Raw genomic sequence first — 18800 nt, forward strand, 5'->3', positions numbered from 1 at the left:
TATATTGTAAGCGTTAAAATTATAAAAAATCTAGAAAAGGACGTAAGTTCTATCTAAACAAAGATTATAAACCATTTAAAATATTACGAATGAGAGGAAAATTGACCTTGCTTGGTCTTTCTGCAATGCTGGCATTTTGTGTGTCTTGTCAGCAATCGACGGGTTCTAAAACTTCAAAAGCAGATTCTTTATCGGCCTTCATGGATACCGTACAGTTCAGCGGAACTATTGATCAAAAACAGGCTTATCTATATGAACTGAGCAATAAAAATGGCGTACAAGCTTATTTTACCAATTTTGGTGCACGTTTAGTGGGATTATGGGTACCTGACAATAAGGGGGAGTTATGCGATGTTGTTTTGGGCTTTTCTAAAGCGGCTGATTATAATAATCCCAAAGAACCATTTTTTGGTACTATTGTAGGGCCTTTTGGTAATCGGATCGCTAAGGGAAAATTTAAGTTGGATGATAAAACCTATACATTGGCGGTAAATAACGGTCCTAATACATTACATGGAGGTTTTAAAGGTGTGCATTTTGCCAATTGGACATTAAAATCGTCAGATAAATCGTCTCTTACTTTTGCTTACACTTTACCTGATGGATACGAGGGTTTTCCAGGCAACATCCAAATGGAAGTGACCTATACGCTTAACGATAATAATGAATTGATGATTGCCTATCGTGCTACTTCCGATAAAAAGACGGTGATCAATTTGACCAACCATGCTTACTTTAATTTAAATGGTGAGGGAAGCGGTACAATTCTGGATCATCAGCTTCAATTGTTTGCTAATGAATACACACCAGTTGATAGTACACTCATACCAACAGGGCAATTAGCACCGGTAAAGGGAACAGCTTTTGATTTTACTAGCTTGAAACCAATAGGAAAAGATATTAATGTCAATGATCAGCAACTGAGCTTTGGAAAGGGCTATGATCACAACTTTGTTTTAAGCAAGGAGAAAGATAGCGAGTGGTACAAAGCAGCCCACGTGATTGGAGATAAATCGGGTATTGTTATGGATATTCTGACCGCAGAACCTGGAATACAATTTTACAGTGGTAATTTCATGAACGAGCAGGTGCAATTGAAGAACGGGAAAAAAGACTCCTTTCGCACAGCTTTTTGTCTTGAACCGCAGCATTTTCCGGATGCACCAAATCAGCCCAATTTTCCAACAACCGTACTAAGCCCCGGGCAAGTTTATCAAACGAAATCCCTGTATCGTTTTTCGGTAAAATAATACATATTTAATAATGATTGGTTTGAAAGTACACCACTGAAAAGAGGTGTGCTTTCTCTTTTTAATAGACTTTAAAACGTTTTAGGTCTATTTTATTTATTTGATACAAATAGGCAGTTTTTTGAGAAAAAACGAAAGTCTGTACGATTGAATATACCTTAATTTTGGACAAATCAATTATACAAACTAATCAATCTAGGTATGTTTAAGGGTCTTAAATGTCTGCCAATATCTGCTACATTGCTCTGCTGTGCGAGCAGTTTTATCCCCTTAGCAAAGGGAGCTAATTTAATTCCAGTTTCTTCAGAGGGGATCGAGTTGCAAAAAGCAATAAAAGGGGTTGTTAAGGATAAGGATGGCAATCCTATTGTAGGAGCGACGGTCGCATTGAAATCCAAACCCAATATTGCAGTCTCAACAGATGCGAAAGGTAATTTTAACCTGACAGGTGTCAATGCCGGTGAACTTTTGACCGTAAGATCTGTAGGCTACCTTTCCAAAGAAGTGACGGCAATTGCTGACTTGGCAATCACTTTGGAAGATGAAAATTCGCGCATTGATGAAGTGGTCGTTGTAGGTTACGGTACGCAGAGGAAAGAATCCGTTACCGGTGCAATCACCGCAATTTCTTCCCAGGATATCTCCAGATCTGTTGCTACAACAACGTCTGGTGCCTTAGTAGGGAAGATCGCCGGTGTTAACAGCCGGATGTCGGATGGGCGTCCGGGAGCTCCAACAGGAATTAGTATCCGCAATATGGGGACTCCCTTATATGTGATCGACGGTGTTCAAAAGGATGAAGGGCAGTTCAATAATTTAGATTTCAATGATATTGAATCGGTTTCGGTATTAAAGGATGCCTCGGCTGCTATTTATGGTGTGCGTGCTGCCAACGGTGTTGTTGTGGTGACGACAAAGAAGGGGAAGCGTGGCGATAATAATACCTTTAATATCAATTCATATTATGGCTGGCAGAGTATGTTTCGTTTTCCCAAGCCAGCCGATGCCAGTACTTATATCAAAAGCTATATTCAGTCTGATGCTATTCTCGGAACTGAACATCCACAATATACGTTGGCAGATCTCGAAAAATGGCAACAAGGTACCGAGAAGGGATATCGTCCTTTTGATTGGTATGATTATATTCTCAAAACTAGCCCACAAACTTATATCTCGGGTAATGTCAGTGGTGGGTCCGAAAAAATTAATTATTACCTGAGTGTAGGGCATCTGGACCAGCAGTCCATCATCCGTAATTACGGCGGCTTCAATCGTACCAATGTGCAGATGAATATTGACGCGAATGTATCAAAACGATTAAAGATTGGTGCCAATTTGAATGGGCGGATCGAACAGCGCAAACAACCGGGCGTACCTGGTGCTGACGATACTTGGCAGGCTTTATTTGCGATATATCGCAACCTGCCCACTGCACGGCCTTTTGCCAACGACAATCCTTTATATCCAACGCAGACATCGCCCAATGCGGAAACTAACTTTGCGATGCTGAATTATGATCTGTCCGGTACTTATCAGGAAAAATGGCGGGTGATGCAGTTAAATTTTAATGCGGAATATAAGATCACAAATGATTTGATCGCTAAGGGAACAGTAGGCTATTATCTGGCCAATAAATGGATGGATAATCAGGAGTTTACCTATAAACTATATGGCTACGATGAGAAGACAGATACGTACCCGGTAACTTTTAGCATGGACAACCCTTGGCGGGAGAGATCTATTTCGCAGGTTGAAGAAATCTCAACCCAATTTACCTTAAATTATAACAAGCGATTCGGTAAACATGGAATCAATGCTGTGCTTGCTGCTGAGTCCATAAAAAGGGATAATCCAGATGTTTATGTACACGATCGTCCAGCCTCTAATGCCTTGAGTTTGATCTATTTTCAGACGATAGATACCTACAATGATACCGGGGTAAATACCCAGGCGAGAGCCGGTTTTGCAGGCAGGGTCAATTATGATTATGACCAGAAGTATCTTTTGGAGCTTTCTTCACGCTATGACGGTTCATGGAAATTCGCGCCAGGAAGCCGATGGGGATTTTTTCCTTCGGTATCTGCAGGCTGGCGTGTTTCATCTGAAAAGTTCTGGTCTGAAGGTATGAGAAAGGTATTTGACGATGTGAAGTTAAGGGGATCTTACGGTGTATTGGGCGATGATAATTTGGATGCCTGGGAATATTTTGCTTTTGGTTATCTAAGTGGATATAATTATTTCCGAAAACCAGTCCGTGATGGCTATCAAAATATCGTCGGCTCAACAATTGACGGGAAGTATGTTATCGGTTCTCAAGCACGTGGCCTTCCCGTTAAAACGCTTTCTTGGATTCAGGCCCATATGCTAAATGTTGGTTTGGACTTTAGCACACTAAAAGGTAAATTAACAGGTTCGGTAGATGTCTTCCGTCGAAAAAGAACAGGGCTGCCTGCCAAGCGAGAAGATGTATTGATACCGAATGAAGTAGGCTTTAGTTTACCTTATGAAAATCTGAATTCGGATATTCATCAAGGTATCGATGGATCATTAATGTGGCGGAGTAGCGTCAATGGATTTAACTATTTCGTAGGCGGTAATTTCACTTTCGCACGGCAAACTGACGGCGAACAATATAAACCACGTTTTGGAAACTCTTTGGATCAATATCGAAAATCGATCTATGATCGTTATGCCTTTCTCAATTGGGGATTACATTCCATTGGACAATTCCAGTCGTGGGAAGAAATTGCTAATTATGATATAGACAATGACCGTAAAGGTAACTCATCATTACGGCCGGGTGATATTAAGTATGAAGATATTAATGGCGATAAAGTGATCAATGAGCTGGATGAACGGCCAATCGGATATCGACAAGGCGGTCTTCCTTATTTCAATTACGGAATTAACCTTGGCGGCCAATTTAAGGGATTTGATTTGGCAATGGATTTCACCGGAGCAGCTTTTGCTTCTTTTAATCCCAGTTATGAAGCTGTTTTCCCTTTCCATGATGGTGGCAACAATCCGCAATACTATATGGAAAACCAGTGGATGCTGAGCGATATTACGGATCCAAATAGTGCATTGATCCCAGGAAAGTACCCTACATTAATTAAAGGAAATAGAGATCATAGTAATTATTGGCATAGCGACTTCTGGCTTACCAATGTCAACTATTTGAAATTAAGAAACCTGCAGATCGGATATACTTTACCGGAGAAATGGATGAAACCTCGAGGAATTCAGAAATTGAGGATATATACCATGATGCAGAATCTGTTTAGCATAGATAATTTGGGTGATATGAAGATCGATCCAGAAATCACAAGTGATTCGGGCGTTCAGTACCCAACAAACCGAGTTATAAATGTGGGTGTTACCTTAACTTTTTAATAAGATGATAAATAAGAAAGTTATTTTATTGGGTGTATGTCTCGTATGTATATTTTCAAGCTGCAATAAATTTTTGGAACGGGAATCACAGGCTATTTTTACTGACGATCAGATATTTTCGGATCAGAATATGATAAAATCTGTTCTAGCGAATTATTATGGGCGGATTAGCTGGGGACAGCAATTTGGAGACAATGGATCTTTTGCGATGTTAGATGAGGCCGGATTTTCAAGCGGTGGCCCCAATACGATGCAGGAATTTCCGAATGACTTTTGGCGTATGTACGATTATGAACTGATTCGCAATCTGAATCAATTTATCGTAGGTGTTCGTCAATCATCATTGGACGAAAATAATAAAAAGAGCATCGAAGGCGAGGCCAGATTTATTCGTGCTTGGACCTACTTTAATATGATCAAGCGTTTGGGCGGAGTTCCTTTGGTGGGTGATAAGATCTATGATTATACTGGCGGCATGGATCCAGCAGAGTTGCAGACACCGCGATCAACAGAAGCAGAGAGTTATAATTACGTGATTAACGAATGTACCGAAGCCGCTAAAATGCTCGGTACAGAGAAAACCATAAATTCAGCTAGAGCTAATAAATGGACAGCTTTGGCACTTAAGGCGCGGGCAAGTCTGTACGCCGCCTCAATAGCGAAGTATAACTATAAAACGCCAGACGTCAAAACAGCAGGTAACGAGGTGGGAATCCCTGCGGCGGACGCCAATAAATATTACGAGATTGCTTACGAATCAGCATTGGATATTATCAACAATAGCCCTTATGCCCTCTATAATGGAAATGCCGATAAAGGAAAGAACTTCTATCTTGCTGTAAGTTCAAAATCAAGTAGCAATGAAGTTATTTGGGCTAAGGATTATGCGTATCCAGGTGAAACACATTTTTTCACCAACAATAACATTGCCTCATCCGTCCGTGGAGATATTGATGCCAATTTTGTTACGCCTGTTTTAAATTTGGTGGAAGCATTTGAATATACAGATGATCGAAATGGAGCATTGAAAACGAAGACTGCTACGGGAGATTACATCTACTATAACAATCCCGAAGAGATATTCGCCCATAAAGACGCGCGTTTGTATGGTACTGTAATTTACTCTGGTGCTGATTTTGCTGGTACCAAAATCACTTACCAAGCAGGCGTTAGATATAAAGAAGGAGGTGTTTGGAAGACGATGACCGCAATACCCGGTACTTCAGATTCCAAATTCGGAGGAATTATTACAAGCAAAGATGGACCTACGACTTCCAACGATATGTATGTCAACAAAACTGGATTTAATATCAGGAAATTTATCGACGAAAATAAAGATGCCTCTACTCGTGGGCGTGGGTCGGATATTTGGTTTGTGCGCTTCCGTTATGCTGAATTTTTGTTGATCGCTGCAGAGGCAGGCCTAGAGCTTGGTAAACCACAAGCCGAGTTGACGGGATATGTCAATAAGATTAGGGAGCGTGCGGGGATACAGGCATTGACGACCATTTCCTTGAATGATATTATTCAGGAGCGCCGGGTTGAATTTGCCTTCGAAGATCATCGTTATTGGGATCTGAAGCGTTTGCGAATTGCTCATGAAATTTGGAATGGAAGCGCTGATAATTACAACGCGGTACACTATGCCCTATTTCCATACAAAATATATGCTCCGGGGGATCCTAATGATGGTAAATGGGTTTTTGAGAAACAGAAATCGAGTCATACGCTCTATCCACGAAATTTTAAATATCAGAACTATTATAATTTCATCGATCAAGATTGGATTAATAACAATCCGAAGTTAGTCCGAAATCCTTATCAATAGCATTATCCTTATGAAAACTTTTTTTTGTAAATTAATAGTCAGTTTGTGTTTGATCGTAGGTGTTTTCGCTTGTAGCAAAGATAATTATGATGCCCCTAAAAGTACACTGAACGGTCGTGTAACCTACAATTCAGAACCTCTAGGAGTAAGAGGATCAAATCAGTCCGTTTCACTTCAACTATGGCAAGATGGTTTTCCGCTTCGATCTGCTATTAATGTGTATGTGACGCAGGACGGTTCATTTGCTGCAAAGCTGTTTGATGGGAAGTACAAATTGGTAGCAACCAGCGGAAATGGCCCCTGGTTGAATAGTGCGGATACAGTGCTGGTTGATGTGCGGGGGAATACAAGTATCGAGTACCCAGTTAAACCTTATTATACCATGAGTAATATTACTTATGATGTCCAAGGGAATATGCTAAAAGCTTCTTTTGACGTCAAGACGATAGATGCTTCAAGAACGATTGATTTTGCGACTTTATTGGTCAATGATACAAAATTCGTGGATTTGGGCCAATATACCTATAAGATGGAAAAAACTGGAATTAGTTCGGGCCATGTCGACTTGGAACTTGATATCAAAGATATTTTGACCAAGAGCGCTGCAGTGTATGCGCGTGTGGGCTTGAAGATAAGCGGTATCACCGAGGCGCTATACGATAGTTCACCTAAGAAATTGAAATAACAATGATTAAAAGAATTAGCTTTTTAAGCCTATTAATGGGGGTTGGTTTAGCTGCGTCGGCGCAATCCGGAATAGCGACTTCCGTAAACCAATTGCCCTTAACAGGTAAGAACTCACAATATATAAACAATAGGGCTCCGTTAAAACAAAATGTCTTGCTGAAATTGCCGGTGGGTAGTATCGTGCCTGAAGGCTGGTTAGGGAAGTATCTCGAGTTGCAAAAAGATGGTCTTACAGGTCATTTGGGAGAAATTAGTGCCTGGTTGTCCAAAAAAAATAATGCTTGGTTAAGTACAGATGGGAAAGGAGATTATGGCTGGGAAGAAGTTCCTTATTGGTTAAAAGGCTACGCTAATTTGGGCTACATCTTGAAAGATCCTAAGATAATAGCAGAGTCAAAAATCTGGTTAGAGGCTGCGCTAAGAAGCCAGCGTCCTGATGGATACTTTGGACCATTGATCCTGCGTAATAACAAACCTGATCTTTGGGGGAATATGTTGATGCTATGGTGTTTGCAATCCTATTATGAATATAGCGGTGACCAACGTGTTTTAACGTTGATGACCAATTATTTTAAATGGCAGGCCAATTTGCCGGATAGTTTTTTTCTCAAGGATTATTGGGAAAACAGTCGTGGTGGTGACAATTTGCTATCCGTATATTGGCTCTATAACAGAACACAAGGTAATGAATGGTTGATGGATTTAGCGGATAAAATCCATCGGAATACAGCCAATTGGTGGCAGAAAGATGATTTGCCCAATTGGCATAATGTCAACGTAGCGCAGTGTTTTAGAGAGCCAGCAACCTATTATCTGAAAAGCCAGTCGACTGCAGATCTTAATGCAACCTACGATAATTTTCATTTTGTCAGACAAGTATTTGGTCAGGTTCCGGGCGGCATGTTCGGTGCCGATGAAAATGCACGTCCGGGATATACCGATCCCCGTCAGGGAGTGGAAACCTGTGGAATGGTGGAGCAGATGGCTTCCAATGAAATCCTTCTCGGGATAACAGGCGATCCTTTTTGGGCGGATCATGCGGAAGAAGTTGCTTTTAATACCTACCCAGCCGCTGTGACAGCCGATTTTAAAGCATTACGCTATATCACGAGCCCTAATATGACTATCAGCGATAGCCATAATCATGCTCCTGGGATTGATAATAATGGGCCATTTTTAATGATGAACCCCTTCAGTTCACGTTGTTGTCAACATAATCACAGTCAGGGCTGGCCATATTATGCGGAGCATCTGTATATGGCAACGAATGATAATGGTGTTGCGGCAGTACTTTATGCCGCATCAAAAGCTGAAATCAAAGTCGGAAACAATCAATCCATTCAGATCAGACAAGAATCCAATTATCCGTTTGAAGAATCGCTGCGATTTGAAATAGGAACACAGGGTAAAACAGTTGATTTTCCCTTTTATCTCCGTATCCCTGTCTGGGCGAAACAAGCCAAAGTAACCGTTAATGGTAAAAGTCAGGCTATAGAAGCTGGAGCAAAATATATTCGGATTGAACGGAAATGGAAAGACGGCGACAAGGTCGAACTCTCCTTACCGATGACCATAGATCTGAAAACATGGGCTGCCAATAAAAATTCAGTTAGTATCCAGCGTGGACCATTGACCTATGCACTCAAAATCAAAGAGAATTATGTGAAAAAGGATAGTAAGGCTTCGGCAATTGGGGATTCTAAATGGCAGGAGACTGCAGATCCATCAAAATGGCCATCCTATGAAATCCTTCCTGCAAGTGACTGGAATTACGGACTTTTACAAAATCAGCTACAAGCTGTTGACCAACTAAAAGTGGTCAAACGGCCATGGCCTAAAGATGCATTTCCTTTCGACGCAGAAGCAGTACCTATTTCGATTCTTGTGAAAGCGAAACGTATTGATGGATGGAAAATTGATGAAAATGGACTAACGGGCGTATTGCCCCTGAGTCCGGTGGAAAGCAAGGGTGAGGTGCAGGAAGTTGAACTGATTCCCATGGGAGCAGCACGTTTGCGCATTGCTGCTTTTCCAACTGTGAAATAATGTAAATACGATATATAAATAAATGACTTAACGATTTTTTATGATGAAGAAAACCTTACTTTTTGCCAGTTTGATGATGGCAGCACAATTGAACTTTGCTCAGGATTGGAAACCCGCAGGGTCACATATATTAACCCCTTGGGGCGAGAAAGTAACGGCACAAAAGCCACATCCTGAATATCCTAGACCACAATTAACCAGAGCCAATAACTGGCAGAATTTAAATGGACTATGGAAATATGCTGTCACTCCAGTAGGTACTAAAGAGATTCCTCGTCAATGGGACGGAAATATCCTTGTTCCTTTTGCTATTGAATCGGCATTGTCCGGTGTTGGTAAAGAGGTCGGGAAAGATAAAGCGTTATGGTATAATAATACTATAACATTGGACAAGTCTGTCAATAAAAATAAGGTCCTGTTGCATTTCGGTGCCGTAGATTGGCAATGTGATGTGTATGTAAATAACCAATTGGTCGGAAGACATGAAGGTGGTTTTGATCCATTTTCGATGGATGTGACAAGCTTCCTAAAGAAAGGAGCAAAACAGGAAATAGCTATTCGGGTATGGGATCCGACTGATGATGGTCCACAACCACGGGGTAAACAGGTGAACAAGCCGAATGGTATATGGTATACACCAGTAACGGGAATTTGGCAGACCGTTTGGTTAGAAAGTGTCCCCCAAACTTACATCGCGAGTACCAAACAGACTCCGCGTTTGGACGATGGAGTCTTGGCCTTTCAGGCTTCCGTAGAAGGAAGTCAAGCCGGTGACGAAATAAAGGTGCGTGCATTAGATGGCGGAAAGGTTATTAAAGAACAAACAGGACAACCGAATACATCTTTCGATCTTTCGGTACCTAATCTGGAGCCATGGTCCCCAAGTAACCCTAAGCTCTATGATCTAGAAATTCAGCTGATTCGAAAAGGAAAAGTCGTAGATCAGGCGAAAAGCTATTTTGCCATGCGGAAAATAGCCATGCAGAAAGACGAAAATGGCGTTCAACGTTTAATGCTAAACAATAAGTTTACCTTCCAATATGGTCCATTGGATCAAGGCTGGTGGCCAGATGGTCTACATACAGCACCAACGGATGAAGCGCTGAAGTTTGATGTTGTCAAAACAAAGGAAATGGGATTCAATATGATCCGTAAACATATCAAAGTAGAACCGGCGCGCTGGTACCGTTACTGCGATAGTATAGGTATGCTTGTCTGGCAAGATATGCCTAGCGGCGATCTTGGCGGAAACCATTGGGATATGCAACCGGGAAAGATTTCAGGAGGAAATAGGGATAAAGTACGTTCGCAGGAATCTGAGGGGTACTACAGAAAAGAGTGGAAAACCATTATGGAAGTGTTGCATAATTACCCAAGTATTGTCATCTGGGTTCCGTTTAATGAGGCTTGGGGGCAATTCAAAACGAAGGAAATAACGGAATGGACAATGGCCAATGACCCTTCAAGACTCGTAAATAGTGCCAGCGGTGGTAACTTTATGGAAACTGGACATATCTTGGATATCCACAATTATCCCGATGCAGCCATGCCTGATCCAAATTTATTTGGCGCCAAACAAGTGCTTGCATTGGGTGAGTTTGGTGGTCTGGGATTACCGATCGACGGGCACTCCTGGCAACAAAAAGACAACTGGGGATACCAAAGTTTTAAAAATAAAACGGAATTATTGGAGCGCTATAAACGCCTGATCCATGACTTGACACGTCTAATTCCTATGGGATTGTCTGCCGCTGTTTATACACAGACGACAGATGTGGAAGTAGAAACAAATGGTTTGATGACCTATGATCGTAAAGTTGTCAAAATGCCTGAAGCAGAATTGAAAGCTGCACATCAGGCGCTTTATAATGCACCTACCAAATAATTGATAGCGATATGGCCGCAACTCGGGTTGCGGCCTAAATTTATCGCTGAAAGTATACCCGTCAACCTAAACCTATTTTATACGAAATCAATGAAATTAAAATTACTAATTGCAACGGCTATTGTATGTCAATCGGTATCGTCGTTTGCACAAAAACAAATCCTCAAGAATGATCTTCGCGCGCCTGCCTATCCTTTAGTAACAATTGACCCCAATACAAGTGCCTGGTCCTATAGCAACGAATTGAATGCGGATGTTGTACGCCATTGGACCGGAAAATCCTTCCCCTTATTGGGCGTCCTTAAAGTGGATGGGAAATCCTATCGCTTCTTAGGTAAAGAAGAAGCTGAACTCTTGCCGTTGGCACGGATGGGTGAACATGCGGCTTGGACCGGAAGTTATGTTGTCAATGAACCCGCCTCGGACTGGATGAAACCTTCATTTGATGCACGGCAATGGAAGACGGGGGCAGCGCCATTCGGTACCAAGGATAAAGAACCCAATGTGGAGACTGATTGGCAGGAGCCTAAAATTTGGGTTAGAAGGGAAGTTGAACTGAGTGAGGATCTTACGGGCAAATCCGTATATATCGAATTTACACATGACGATGACGCTATTTTGTACGTCAACGGTATTGAGGTTACTAATACAGGCAATTTGACAGGTAAAAATAGTCGGGTCAAGCTGCCCGATCATGTCGTAAAAACATTGAAGAAAGGAAAAAATATACTCGCGGGTTATTGCTATAATAGGGTAGCAAATGGATATTTTGATTTTGGACTCTTTACAGAAAAAGAAGGTAGTATTCAATTCGACAATGAAGCGAAGCAGATCACTTCCAATGTGCAGGCAACACAAACACATTATTCGTTTAACTGCGGGCCGGTCGATTTAAATATTACATTTACTGCGCCCATGTTTCTGGATAAATTGGACTTAATGGCTAGACCCGTAAATTATCTTTCCTATACGGTCCATGTGAAGGATGGCAAGAAACACCAGGTACAACTTTATTTGGAGGCAGCACCAAATTGGGCACTGAATTCTCCACTTCAAGATGCTGCAAGCAGTTCCTTTGTCTCAGGAAATCTCCAGTTTGTAAAGACAGGAAGCAAAAACCAGCAGGTTCTAGGAAGGAAAGGTGACGACCTACGGATAGATTGGGGGTATTTCTATATGGCTGGTGCAAAATCAAAGACAAAGTCCGCGGTCGGAAGTAGCCATCAATTACGGTCTAATTTTCTGAAGAGTGAAAATAGCTCTTCTTCAAATGGAGGACAACAATTGGCGCTGATGCAAACTTTTGATGTCTCATCAAGCTACCAGGATAAGATCTTGTTGGGGTATGATGACCTGTACTCCATCCAATATTTTGGACAAAATTTACGACCTTATTGGAATACCAATGGAAATAGTTCCATTGAGAAACAATTTGAACTGGCCGACAAAGAGTATACTGCTCTCAAAAAGGCTGCTGATAAATTTGATGCCGAATTATGGGGTACAGCTTTGCGCAACGGAGGTGAGGACTATGCTGCATTGTGTGCCTTGGCCTATAGGCAGGCAATCGCCGCTCATAAACTTGTAAAAGCACCCAATGGCGATCTACTTTTACTGTCTAAAGAAAATGATAGCAATGGGTCGATAGGAACTGTTGATGTAACCTATCCTTCGGCTCCGATTTTCCTTTACTATAATCCGGAACTGGCAAAAGCACTAATGAACGCCATTTTTTATTATAGTGAAAGCAATAAGTGGACAAAACCTTTTGCTGCGCATGATGTTGGGACCTATCCTTTGGCGAATGGCCAAACTTACGGTGGAGATATGCCTGTCGAAGAATCGGGAAATATGTTGATATTAACTTATGCTTTAGCGAAGGTCGAAGGAAATGCAGCTTATGCCAAAAAACATTGGAAAGTGTTGTCTACCTGGGTAGATTATTTAGTAGATAAAGGTCTTGACCCTGAAAATCAGTTGTGCACAGATGATTTCGCGGGCCATTTTGCACATAATGCCAATTTATCAATTAAAGCTATTTTAGGTATTGCATCTTACGGTTATCTAGCCCAAATGCTTGGTGAAGAGGCTACGGCGAAAAAGTATCTGACCGAAGCAAAAGCAATGGCTATGAAATGGAAAGAGATGGCTGAAGATGGGGATCACTATAAGTTGACTTTTGATAAAACCGGAACCTGGAGCCAAAAGTATAATATGGTCTGGGATAAATTGCTTAAGATGGATATTTTTGACCCCTCTATTCGTGAAACTGAAATTAAATACTATCTCGGCAAACAAAATAAATACGGACTTCCCCTGGACAATCGTCAGCCTTATACCAAAACCGATTGGATTATTTGGACGGCGACCATGGCAAATGACAAGCCTACCTTTGAGGCATTTTTAAAGCCAGTCTACCATTTTATGAACGAAACAATAGACCGTGTTCCCATGTCGGATTGGACGTATACAGACCGTCCTAAGAGAGCTGGATTTAAAGCAAGATCCGTTGTTGGGGGTTATTTTATCAAAATGTTGGAAGAGAAATTGGGAAAAGCAAAATAGCTTTTCCTGTGATGAAGAAAATAGTATAAAAAAATAATAAGATGTTGAATGCAATGTTGTTCAGATATTGGATCGGCGCAGTTGCAATACTGAACTTGTTGAGCTCCTGCGGAAGCTCTCCAGGTTCAGTTAAGCAGTCGGGTCAAATAACAAATGCTACGGCTCAGCATAAGACCTACAGCAATCCGGTTTTTGAGCCTATACTTGCTGATCCTACAGTCGTTAGAGATCCTCAGAGCAAAATGTTCTACGCATACGGGACAGCCGACAATTGGGGCGACGGAAAGGGACAGCGTTTGGTGTCTATTCTACAATCGGCTGATCTTGCTCATTGGACCTGGATTGGCACGGCCTTCAGCTCAAAACCGAGCTGGAAAGCCGAGGGGGGAATCTGGGCACCAGATGTGGTGCGGTTAAATGGTAAGTATATCTTATATTATGCTTATTCAACATGGGGAGACCCCAACCCCGGTATTGGTGTAGCCCTAGCAGATAGACCGGAAGGCCCCTTTATCGATCAAGGTAAACTTTTTGATAGCAAGGAGATCGATGTACCTAATTCAATAGACCCTTATTTTTTTACAGAAAATGAGCAGAATTATCTGTTCTGGGGTAGTTTTAGTGATGCGAATACGCAGGGAACATATGGTGTTGAACTCGATGAAAATGGGACCGCGGTACCCGATTTAAATAAAAAATTTAAAGTTGCTGCTGGGGATTTTGAAGCTGTCGTGATCCATAAACGGAAAGGATATTACTACTTTATCGGATCCAAGGGCTCCTGTTGTGAAGGAGAAAAAAGCAGTTATCATGTTCTTGTGGGTCGCTCTCGCAAGCTGAAGGGACCTTATATCGATCAAGAGGGGCGTAATCTTACACAGCGGGGGAGTGGAACGTTGTTGTTAAAGGGAAATGATCAATTTGTGGGGACTGGTCATACTTCGCGCATTATTACAGACGATAAGGGAAAAGATTGGATACTCTATCATGGTATGGACCCAAAGCGGCCTCGTGTTGCGACGGGGGGAAATCGTCGGATGCTATTTTTGGATCAGATTGTCTGGGATAAGGACTGGCCCAAAATTGAAGGGGCAACCAGTAGTGTTGCAGTGCAACGGGCCCCAACGTTTAATTTTAAATAGAATTTTCAATAGCTAGCAGCGGATGGTCTACTTTTGTGGATCTGGATTTTCGCTGTCCATAAAAAATATGATACATCAAACGAAGAAACATTTTGAACTTCTTGACGCCATGCGTGGGGTGGCCGCAATTGCAGTCGTACTGTTTCACTTTATGGAAATTGCACAACCGGATTATCGCAATAGTTTTATTCCACATAGCTATTTAGCCGTTGATTTCTTCTTTTGTTTATCGGGTTTTGTAATTGCCTATGCTTATGATCAGAAGCTGGTCACAATTGGTCTAAAACGATTCTTCCTCTTGCGTTTGTTAAGATTGCATCCATTGGTTATAATCGGTACATTAATTGGTTTATTGGCATTTATGTACGACCCATTCAGTAATTTGGCCAGCTCATTTTCCGTCTTACAGAAGATAGGGATGTTTATTAGTGGGATAACCTTGATCCCATACCCAGCTGTACCAGAGCGATATTTTAATCTTTTTCATTTAAACCCACCTACATGGTCGCTATTTTGGGAGTATATCGCCAATATAGCCTATGCTTTGATACTGGTACGCATTCCAAAAAAGGTTCTTTGGGGAATAGTGCTCCTCGGTGCGGCAGCGCTATGTGTCGAATCATTTCGTTCCGGCTATTTAGCTGTAGGTTTTGGGGCAGATAACTTTTGGGCTGGGGGAATCCGTTTATGGTTTTCATTTTCAATGGGACTACTTATTTTTAGGTCGAACTGGACTATTTCGAACAAGCTTTCTTTTTTCAGTGTTCTTGGTCTGCTTGCTGTCGTATTTTTCATTCCGTTTTCTGATGTTTATGGTAAGTACATCGATCCTATTGTCGTTATCTTTTATTTTCCTTTATTGCTCATGCTGGGGATAGGAGGACTACCTGTTTTTGGAGGGGTCAAGAAGTTATGCAAGTTCTTAGGTGATATTTCCTATCCGCTCTATATCATTCATTATCCATTTATCTGGATTTTTATGAGCTATGTGGAGCTCCATCACCCATCGAATAAGCAAATGGCTGTGATTATTATAATTGGAATGCTGTCGTTGATTTTTGTAGCTTTATTGGTCTTTAAATATTTAGATGAGCCTATTCGGAAATATTACAGCCGGAAACTAAACTAAATGGCGATGAAGCCAGGTACTGATGAACTGGAATACCTCCATTTCGCAGTCTTCATTTAAAATTTCATGCCGCATGCCTGGATATAATTTAATGGTTATATCGGTCTGCCCCTGTGCACTTAACTGCGCTACGCTCTTTTCAACGCCCATTCCAAAATCTCCAATTGGATCATCCTGTCCGCTGATAAATACAATTGGAAGATTTTTTGGGATATTCTTGGTAGCTTCGATATCTGTCGCTTGCAAGGAAAGGTCTAACACGGTATGAAATCCATTGTTGGTAAACAACCCCCCACAAAGGGGATCTTCCAAAAATGAAATACGGTTTGTCTTGCTTACGCTTAACCAATTGCTGTTATTTTGGTTGGGCTCGTTCTTAAATCGAGCATTGTTGCGCCTGTCAAAAATACGGTTGATCAATTTACTTCTTCTTTTTGGGGCAATACTATTGAGAAAAGTGAGTAAAAGGCGAAAAGCTGTGGAACCTTTTTGACGTTGGCCTGTCCCCACGATGATGGCTCCCTTAAATTGTATTCCTTTTTTCTGTAACACGCAGCGTGTTACAAAGGATCCCATGGAATGCCCTAAAATAAATTGAGGCAGTTGGGGATATGTTTTTCTCAAGAAATTACTCATTGTAATGGCATCATCAATGAGTTGTTCTTTAGCCCCATGCTGTTTAAAATACCCCAATTGATCGGCATCTAGAGCTGTCTTTCCATGGCCCAATTGATCGTAGGTTAAAACCGCAAAATTCTGTGTTGTCAGATAATTGGCCAATTCTTCATACCGACCACTATGCTCCTGCATGCCATGTACCAGGAGTATTGTCGCCACTATCTGATTGTCGTCGGGTACATACAAACGATAGAAAATTTTATGTTCATTTTCAGTCGTCGCGCTGATTGTATAAAAATTGGATGCTACCTTGCTCATTATACCTCTTTATTTTAAGTAAACTAAGATAATTTTAGTGCATTTGCAAGTTTAACAATCTTCTTTCCGATTTTGTTCGGATGAGACCGAAAGGCTTTAAGGGTAGTTGACCAATGAAAATTAGCACGATTAATTTTTGTGGTTTGGGAATATTTTTTAGATTTGCATTAATTTAGAATTAATTTAAATAAAGTAGTTATTCTATTTTAAACATGGACTTGTCTGTATGCAGAAATTGTTGTACAAAATCGAATTCGGAAAGCTCCCTTGTTCTTAAAATATACGCATTTACACTTATATTCTGATGAAACCAGCACGATGTATTTCGACCCAAGTTATCGTATGACTGTAGCTCAATTTGCCGAATAATTGAGTAGGGAATGAATAGGCCATGTTACTTCATCAACTTCAAAAGACAAATAAAAGGATGAAAAAGACACTTTTAGCAGCTTTATTATTCGCTGCAACTTATGCACAGGCGCAAACAAACTCGTTAATGAACGGCGAGTTTTGGAAAGGTAAACCTACCTTGACAATTGTTAAAGAAGAAATCAGTAAAGGAAATAGCCCTTCTCAGCCTAATGCGGCATCCTTTGATCCAGTCACAATGGCGATATTAAATGGCGCTCCGACGGATGTTGTCAAGTTTATGATCGAACAAGAAGGGAATAGTGTAACGAAGAAGACGCATCATAGCCGTAGTTATTTACACTGGGCAGCGTCAAGTGGAAATGCGGAGCTTGTCGAGTTTTTAATTGCAAAAGGATCGGATGTCAATTACCAAGATAGCCATGGTTACCCAATTATTGCTTATGCAGCTTCGACAGGAAATACAAATACTGCCGTATATGATGCTTTGTTTAAAGCGGGTGTGAATCCCAAGCAAAAATATGAAGGTGGTGCTACATTAATGATGCTTGCAGCGTCTGCAGACAAGGACCTTGCATTGACAGATTATTTCATTAAAAAAGGATTATCTATTCAAGATAAAGACGAGTCGGGCCGCACAGTGACGGATTATGCGGCTAAACTTGGAAATATCGAGCTCATGGAGAAATTCATCGCCCGTGGCGTAAAACCAACCAATAATGCGTTGTTTTTTGCGACTCAGGGTTCCAGACAAGCATCGAATGGTTTGTCGGTTTATACCTATTTGGTTGAAAAGTTCAAATTGGATCCCAAGGCTGTAAATAAAGAAGGAGCGACAGTGCTGCATGCTTTAGTTCGCAGACCAGATATGGCCGTGATCAATTATTTTTTGGATAAAGGTGTAGATGTTGCAAAAGCGGACAACGATGGAAATACAGCGCTTATGGTGGCTGCCAGCGGTAAGGATGCTAAATTGGTCGAGCTGCTACTTGCTAAAGCGAAGAACGTAAATGCAGTAAATGAAAAAGGCGAATCTGCATTGACCAAGGCTGTAGCGAATGGGGCTCCCGAAATAGTGGCATTGTTGATTAAAGATGGAGCCGATATCAAGCTATTGGATAAGGAAGGTAATAACTTGGCCTTTTACTGGTTTAATTCTTACAAGGAATTGCCTCAGGGCGGCAGACCCGGTGGGCAGGGAAATACTTCACAAGGGGATGAGTTTAAAGAAAAATTAGCGATACTTAAGACGAATGGATTGGACGTTGTTGCTCCACAAAAAAATGGTAGCACATTGTATCATTTGGCAGTAGCGAAAGAGAATGTGAAGCTTATTCAGAAAGCCAGCGAACTTGGAGCAGATATTAACGCACAGGATAAAGAGGGAACGACGGCACTACATAAGGCAGCTCTCATAGCAAAAGACGATTCCTTGCTAAAAACATTGGTTTCCCTTGGTGCAAAAAAGGAATTGAAAACAGAATTCGATGAAACGGCTTATGATTTGGCGAAAGAAAACGATTTCTTGTCTAAATCCAATGTGCAGCTTGACTTTTTGAAATAAAATTAG

11 protein-coding genes are annotated in these 18800 nt (G+C 41.3%); 10 read left to right on the top strand and 1 reads right to left on the bottom strand.

The window, feature by feature from the left end; translation table 11 throughout:
* The first annotated feature begins 89 nt into the window (after positions 1-89).
* From HS960_RS02490 to HS960_RS02530, 9 genes are all read left to right on the top strand, one after another.
* Positions 90-1250, top strand: coding sequence for an aldose epimerase family protein (locus HS960_RS02490; protein WP_153845795.1), 1161 nt, complete (start codon positions 90-92; stop codon positions 1248-1250).
* Positions 1251-1451: 201 nt separating this feature from the next.
* Positions 1452-4643 (top strand): SusC/RagA family TonB-linked outer membrane protein, encoded by a 3192-nt coding sequence (locus HS960_RS02495; RefSeq protein ID WP_182331180.1) that lies wholly within the window; start codon positions 1452-1454, stop codon positions 4641-4643.
* Between the two features lie 4 nt (positions 4644-4647).
* Entirely contained in the window at positions 4648-6471 is a 1824-nt protein-coding gene (locus HS960_RS02500; protein WP_182331181.1) for a RagB/SusD family nutrient uptake outer membrane protein, read from the top strand.
* 10 nt (positions 6472-6481) lie between these two features.
* On the top strand, positions 6482-7156 hold the full coding sequence (locus tag HS960_RS02505) for a DUF3823 domain-containing protein (protein ID WP_159727692.1): 675 nt from the start codon (positions 6482-6484) through the stop codon (positions 7154-7156).
* A 2-nt stretch (positions 7157-7158) separates the two neighbouring features.
* Positions 7159-9204 carry a beta-L-arabinofuranosidase domain-containing protein gene (locus HS960_RS02510; RefSeq protein WP_182331182.1) on the top strand — a complete coding sequence of 682 codons (2046 nt, stop codon included), beginning with the start codon at positions 7159-7161 and terminating at the stop codon, positions 9202-9204.
* A gap of 40 nt (positions 9205-9244) precedes the next feature.
* Positions 9245-11089, top strand: coding sequence for a glycoside hydrolase family 2 protein (locus tag HS960_RS02515; RefSeq protein WP_228280180.1), 1845 nt, complete (start codon positions 9245-9247; stop codon positions 11087-11089).
* Between the two features lie 90 nt (positions 11090-11179).
* On the top strand, positions 11180-13654 hold the full coding sequence (locus tag HS960_RS02520) for a glutaminase family protein (RefSeq protein ID WP_182331183.1): 2475 nt from the start codon (positions 11180-11182) through the stop codon (positions 13652-13654).
* Between the two features lie 41 nt (positions 13655-13695).
* Positions 13696-14796 (top strand): family 43 glycosylhydrolase, encoded by a 1101-nt coding sequence (locus tag HS960_RS02525; protein WP_228280182.1) that lies wholly within the window; start codon positions 13696-13698, stop codon positions 14794-14796.
* A gap of 67 nt (positions 14797-14863) precedes the next feature.
* Positions 14864-15925, top strand: a complete 1062-nt coding sequence (locus tag HS960_RS02530) for an acyltransferase family protein (protein WP_182331184.1) — start codon at positions 14864-14866, stop codon at positions 15923-15925.
* Here the strand turns inward: HS960_RS02530 and HS960_RS02535 are convergent.
* Positions 15917-16861: an alpha/beta fold hydrolase gene (locus HS960_RS02535; RefSeq protein ID WP_182331185.1), complete on the bottom strand. Its 945-nt coding sequence runs from the start codon at positions 16859-16861 to the stop codon at positions 15917-15919. The two genes, HS960_RS02530 and HS960_RS02535, sit on opposite strands and share 9 nt — an antisense overlap.
* A 427-nt stretch (positions 16862-17288) precedes the next feature.
* Between HS960_RS02535 and HS960_RS02540 the strand changes: the two genes are divergently transcribed.
* A complete protein-coding gene (locus HS960_RS02540; protein WP_159727682.1) occupies positions 17289-18794 on the top strand; it encodes an ankyrin repeat domain-containing protein in 1506 nt (501 codons plus the stop codon).
* The last annotated feature ends 6 nt before the right edge of the window (positions 18795-18800 follow it).

The organism is Sphingobacterium paramultivorum (genome assembly GCF_014109745.1).
GTDB lineage: Bacteria > Bacteroidota > Bacteroidia > Sphingobacteriales > Sphingobacteriaceae > Sphingobacterium > Sphingobacterium paramultivorum.

Bases quoted from the DNA above. Each gene is read 5' to 3' on its own strand.
- HS960_RS02490 (WP_153845795.1), top strand. From the start codon at position 90: ATGAGAGGAAAATTGACCTTGCTTGGTCTTTCTGCAATGCTGGCATTT.
- HS960_RS02495 (WP_182331180.1), top strand. From the start codon at position 1,452: ATGTTTAAGGGTCTTAAATGTCTGCCAATATCTGCTACATTGCTCTGC.
- HS960_RS02500 (WP_182331181.1), top strand. From the start codon at position 4,648: ATGATAAATAAGAAAGTTATTTTATTGGGTGTATGTCTCGTATGTATA.
- HS960_RS02505 (WP_159727692.1), top strand. From the start codon at position 6,482: ATGAAAACTTTTTTTTGTAAATTAATAGTCAGTTTGTGTTTGATCGTA.
- HS960_RS02510 (WP_182331182.1), top strand. From the start codon at position 7,159: ATGATTAAAAGAATTAGCTTTTTAAGCCTATTAATGGGGGTTGGTTTA.
- HS960_RS02515 (WP_228280180.1), top strand. From the start codon at position 9,245: ATGATGAAGAAAACCTTACTTTTTGCCAGTTTGATGATGGCAGCACAA.
- HS960_RS02520 (WP_182331183.1), top strand. From the start codon at position 11,180: ATGAAATTAAAATTACTAATTGCAACGGCTATTGTATGTCAATCGGTA.
- HS960_RS02525 (WP_228280182.1), top strand. From the start codon at position 13,696: ATGTTGAATGCAATGTTGTTCAGATATTGGATCGGCGCAGTTGCAATA.
- HS960_RS02530 (WP_182331184.1), top strand. From the start codon at position 14,864: ATGATACATCAAACGAAGAAACATTTTGAACTTCTTGACGCCATGCGT.
- HS960_RS02535 (WP_182331185.1), bottom strand. From the start codon at position 16,861: ATGAGCAAGGTAGCATCCAATTTTTATACAATCAGCGCGACGACTGAA.
- HS960_RS02540 (WP_159727682.1), top strand. From the start codon at position 17,289: ATGAAAAAGACACTTTTAGCAGCTTTATTATTCGCTGCAACTTATGCA.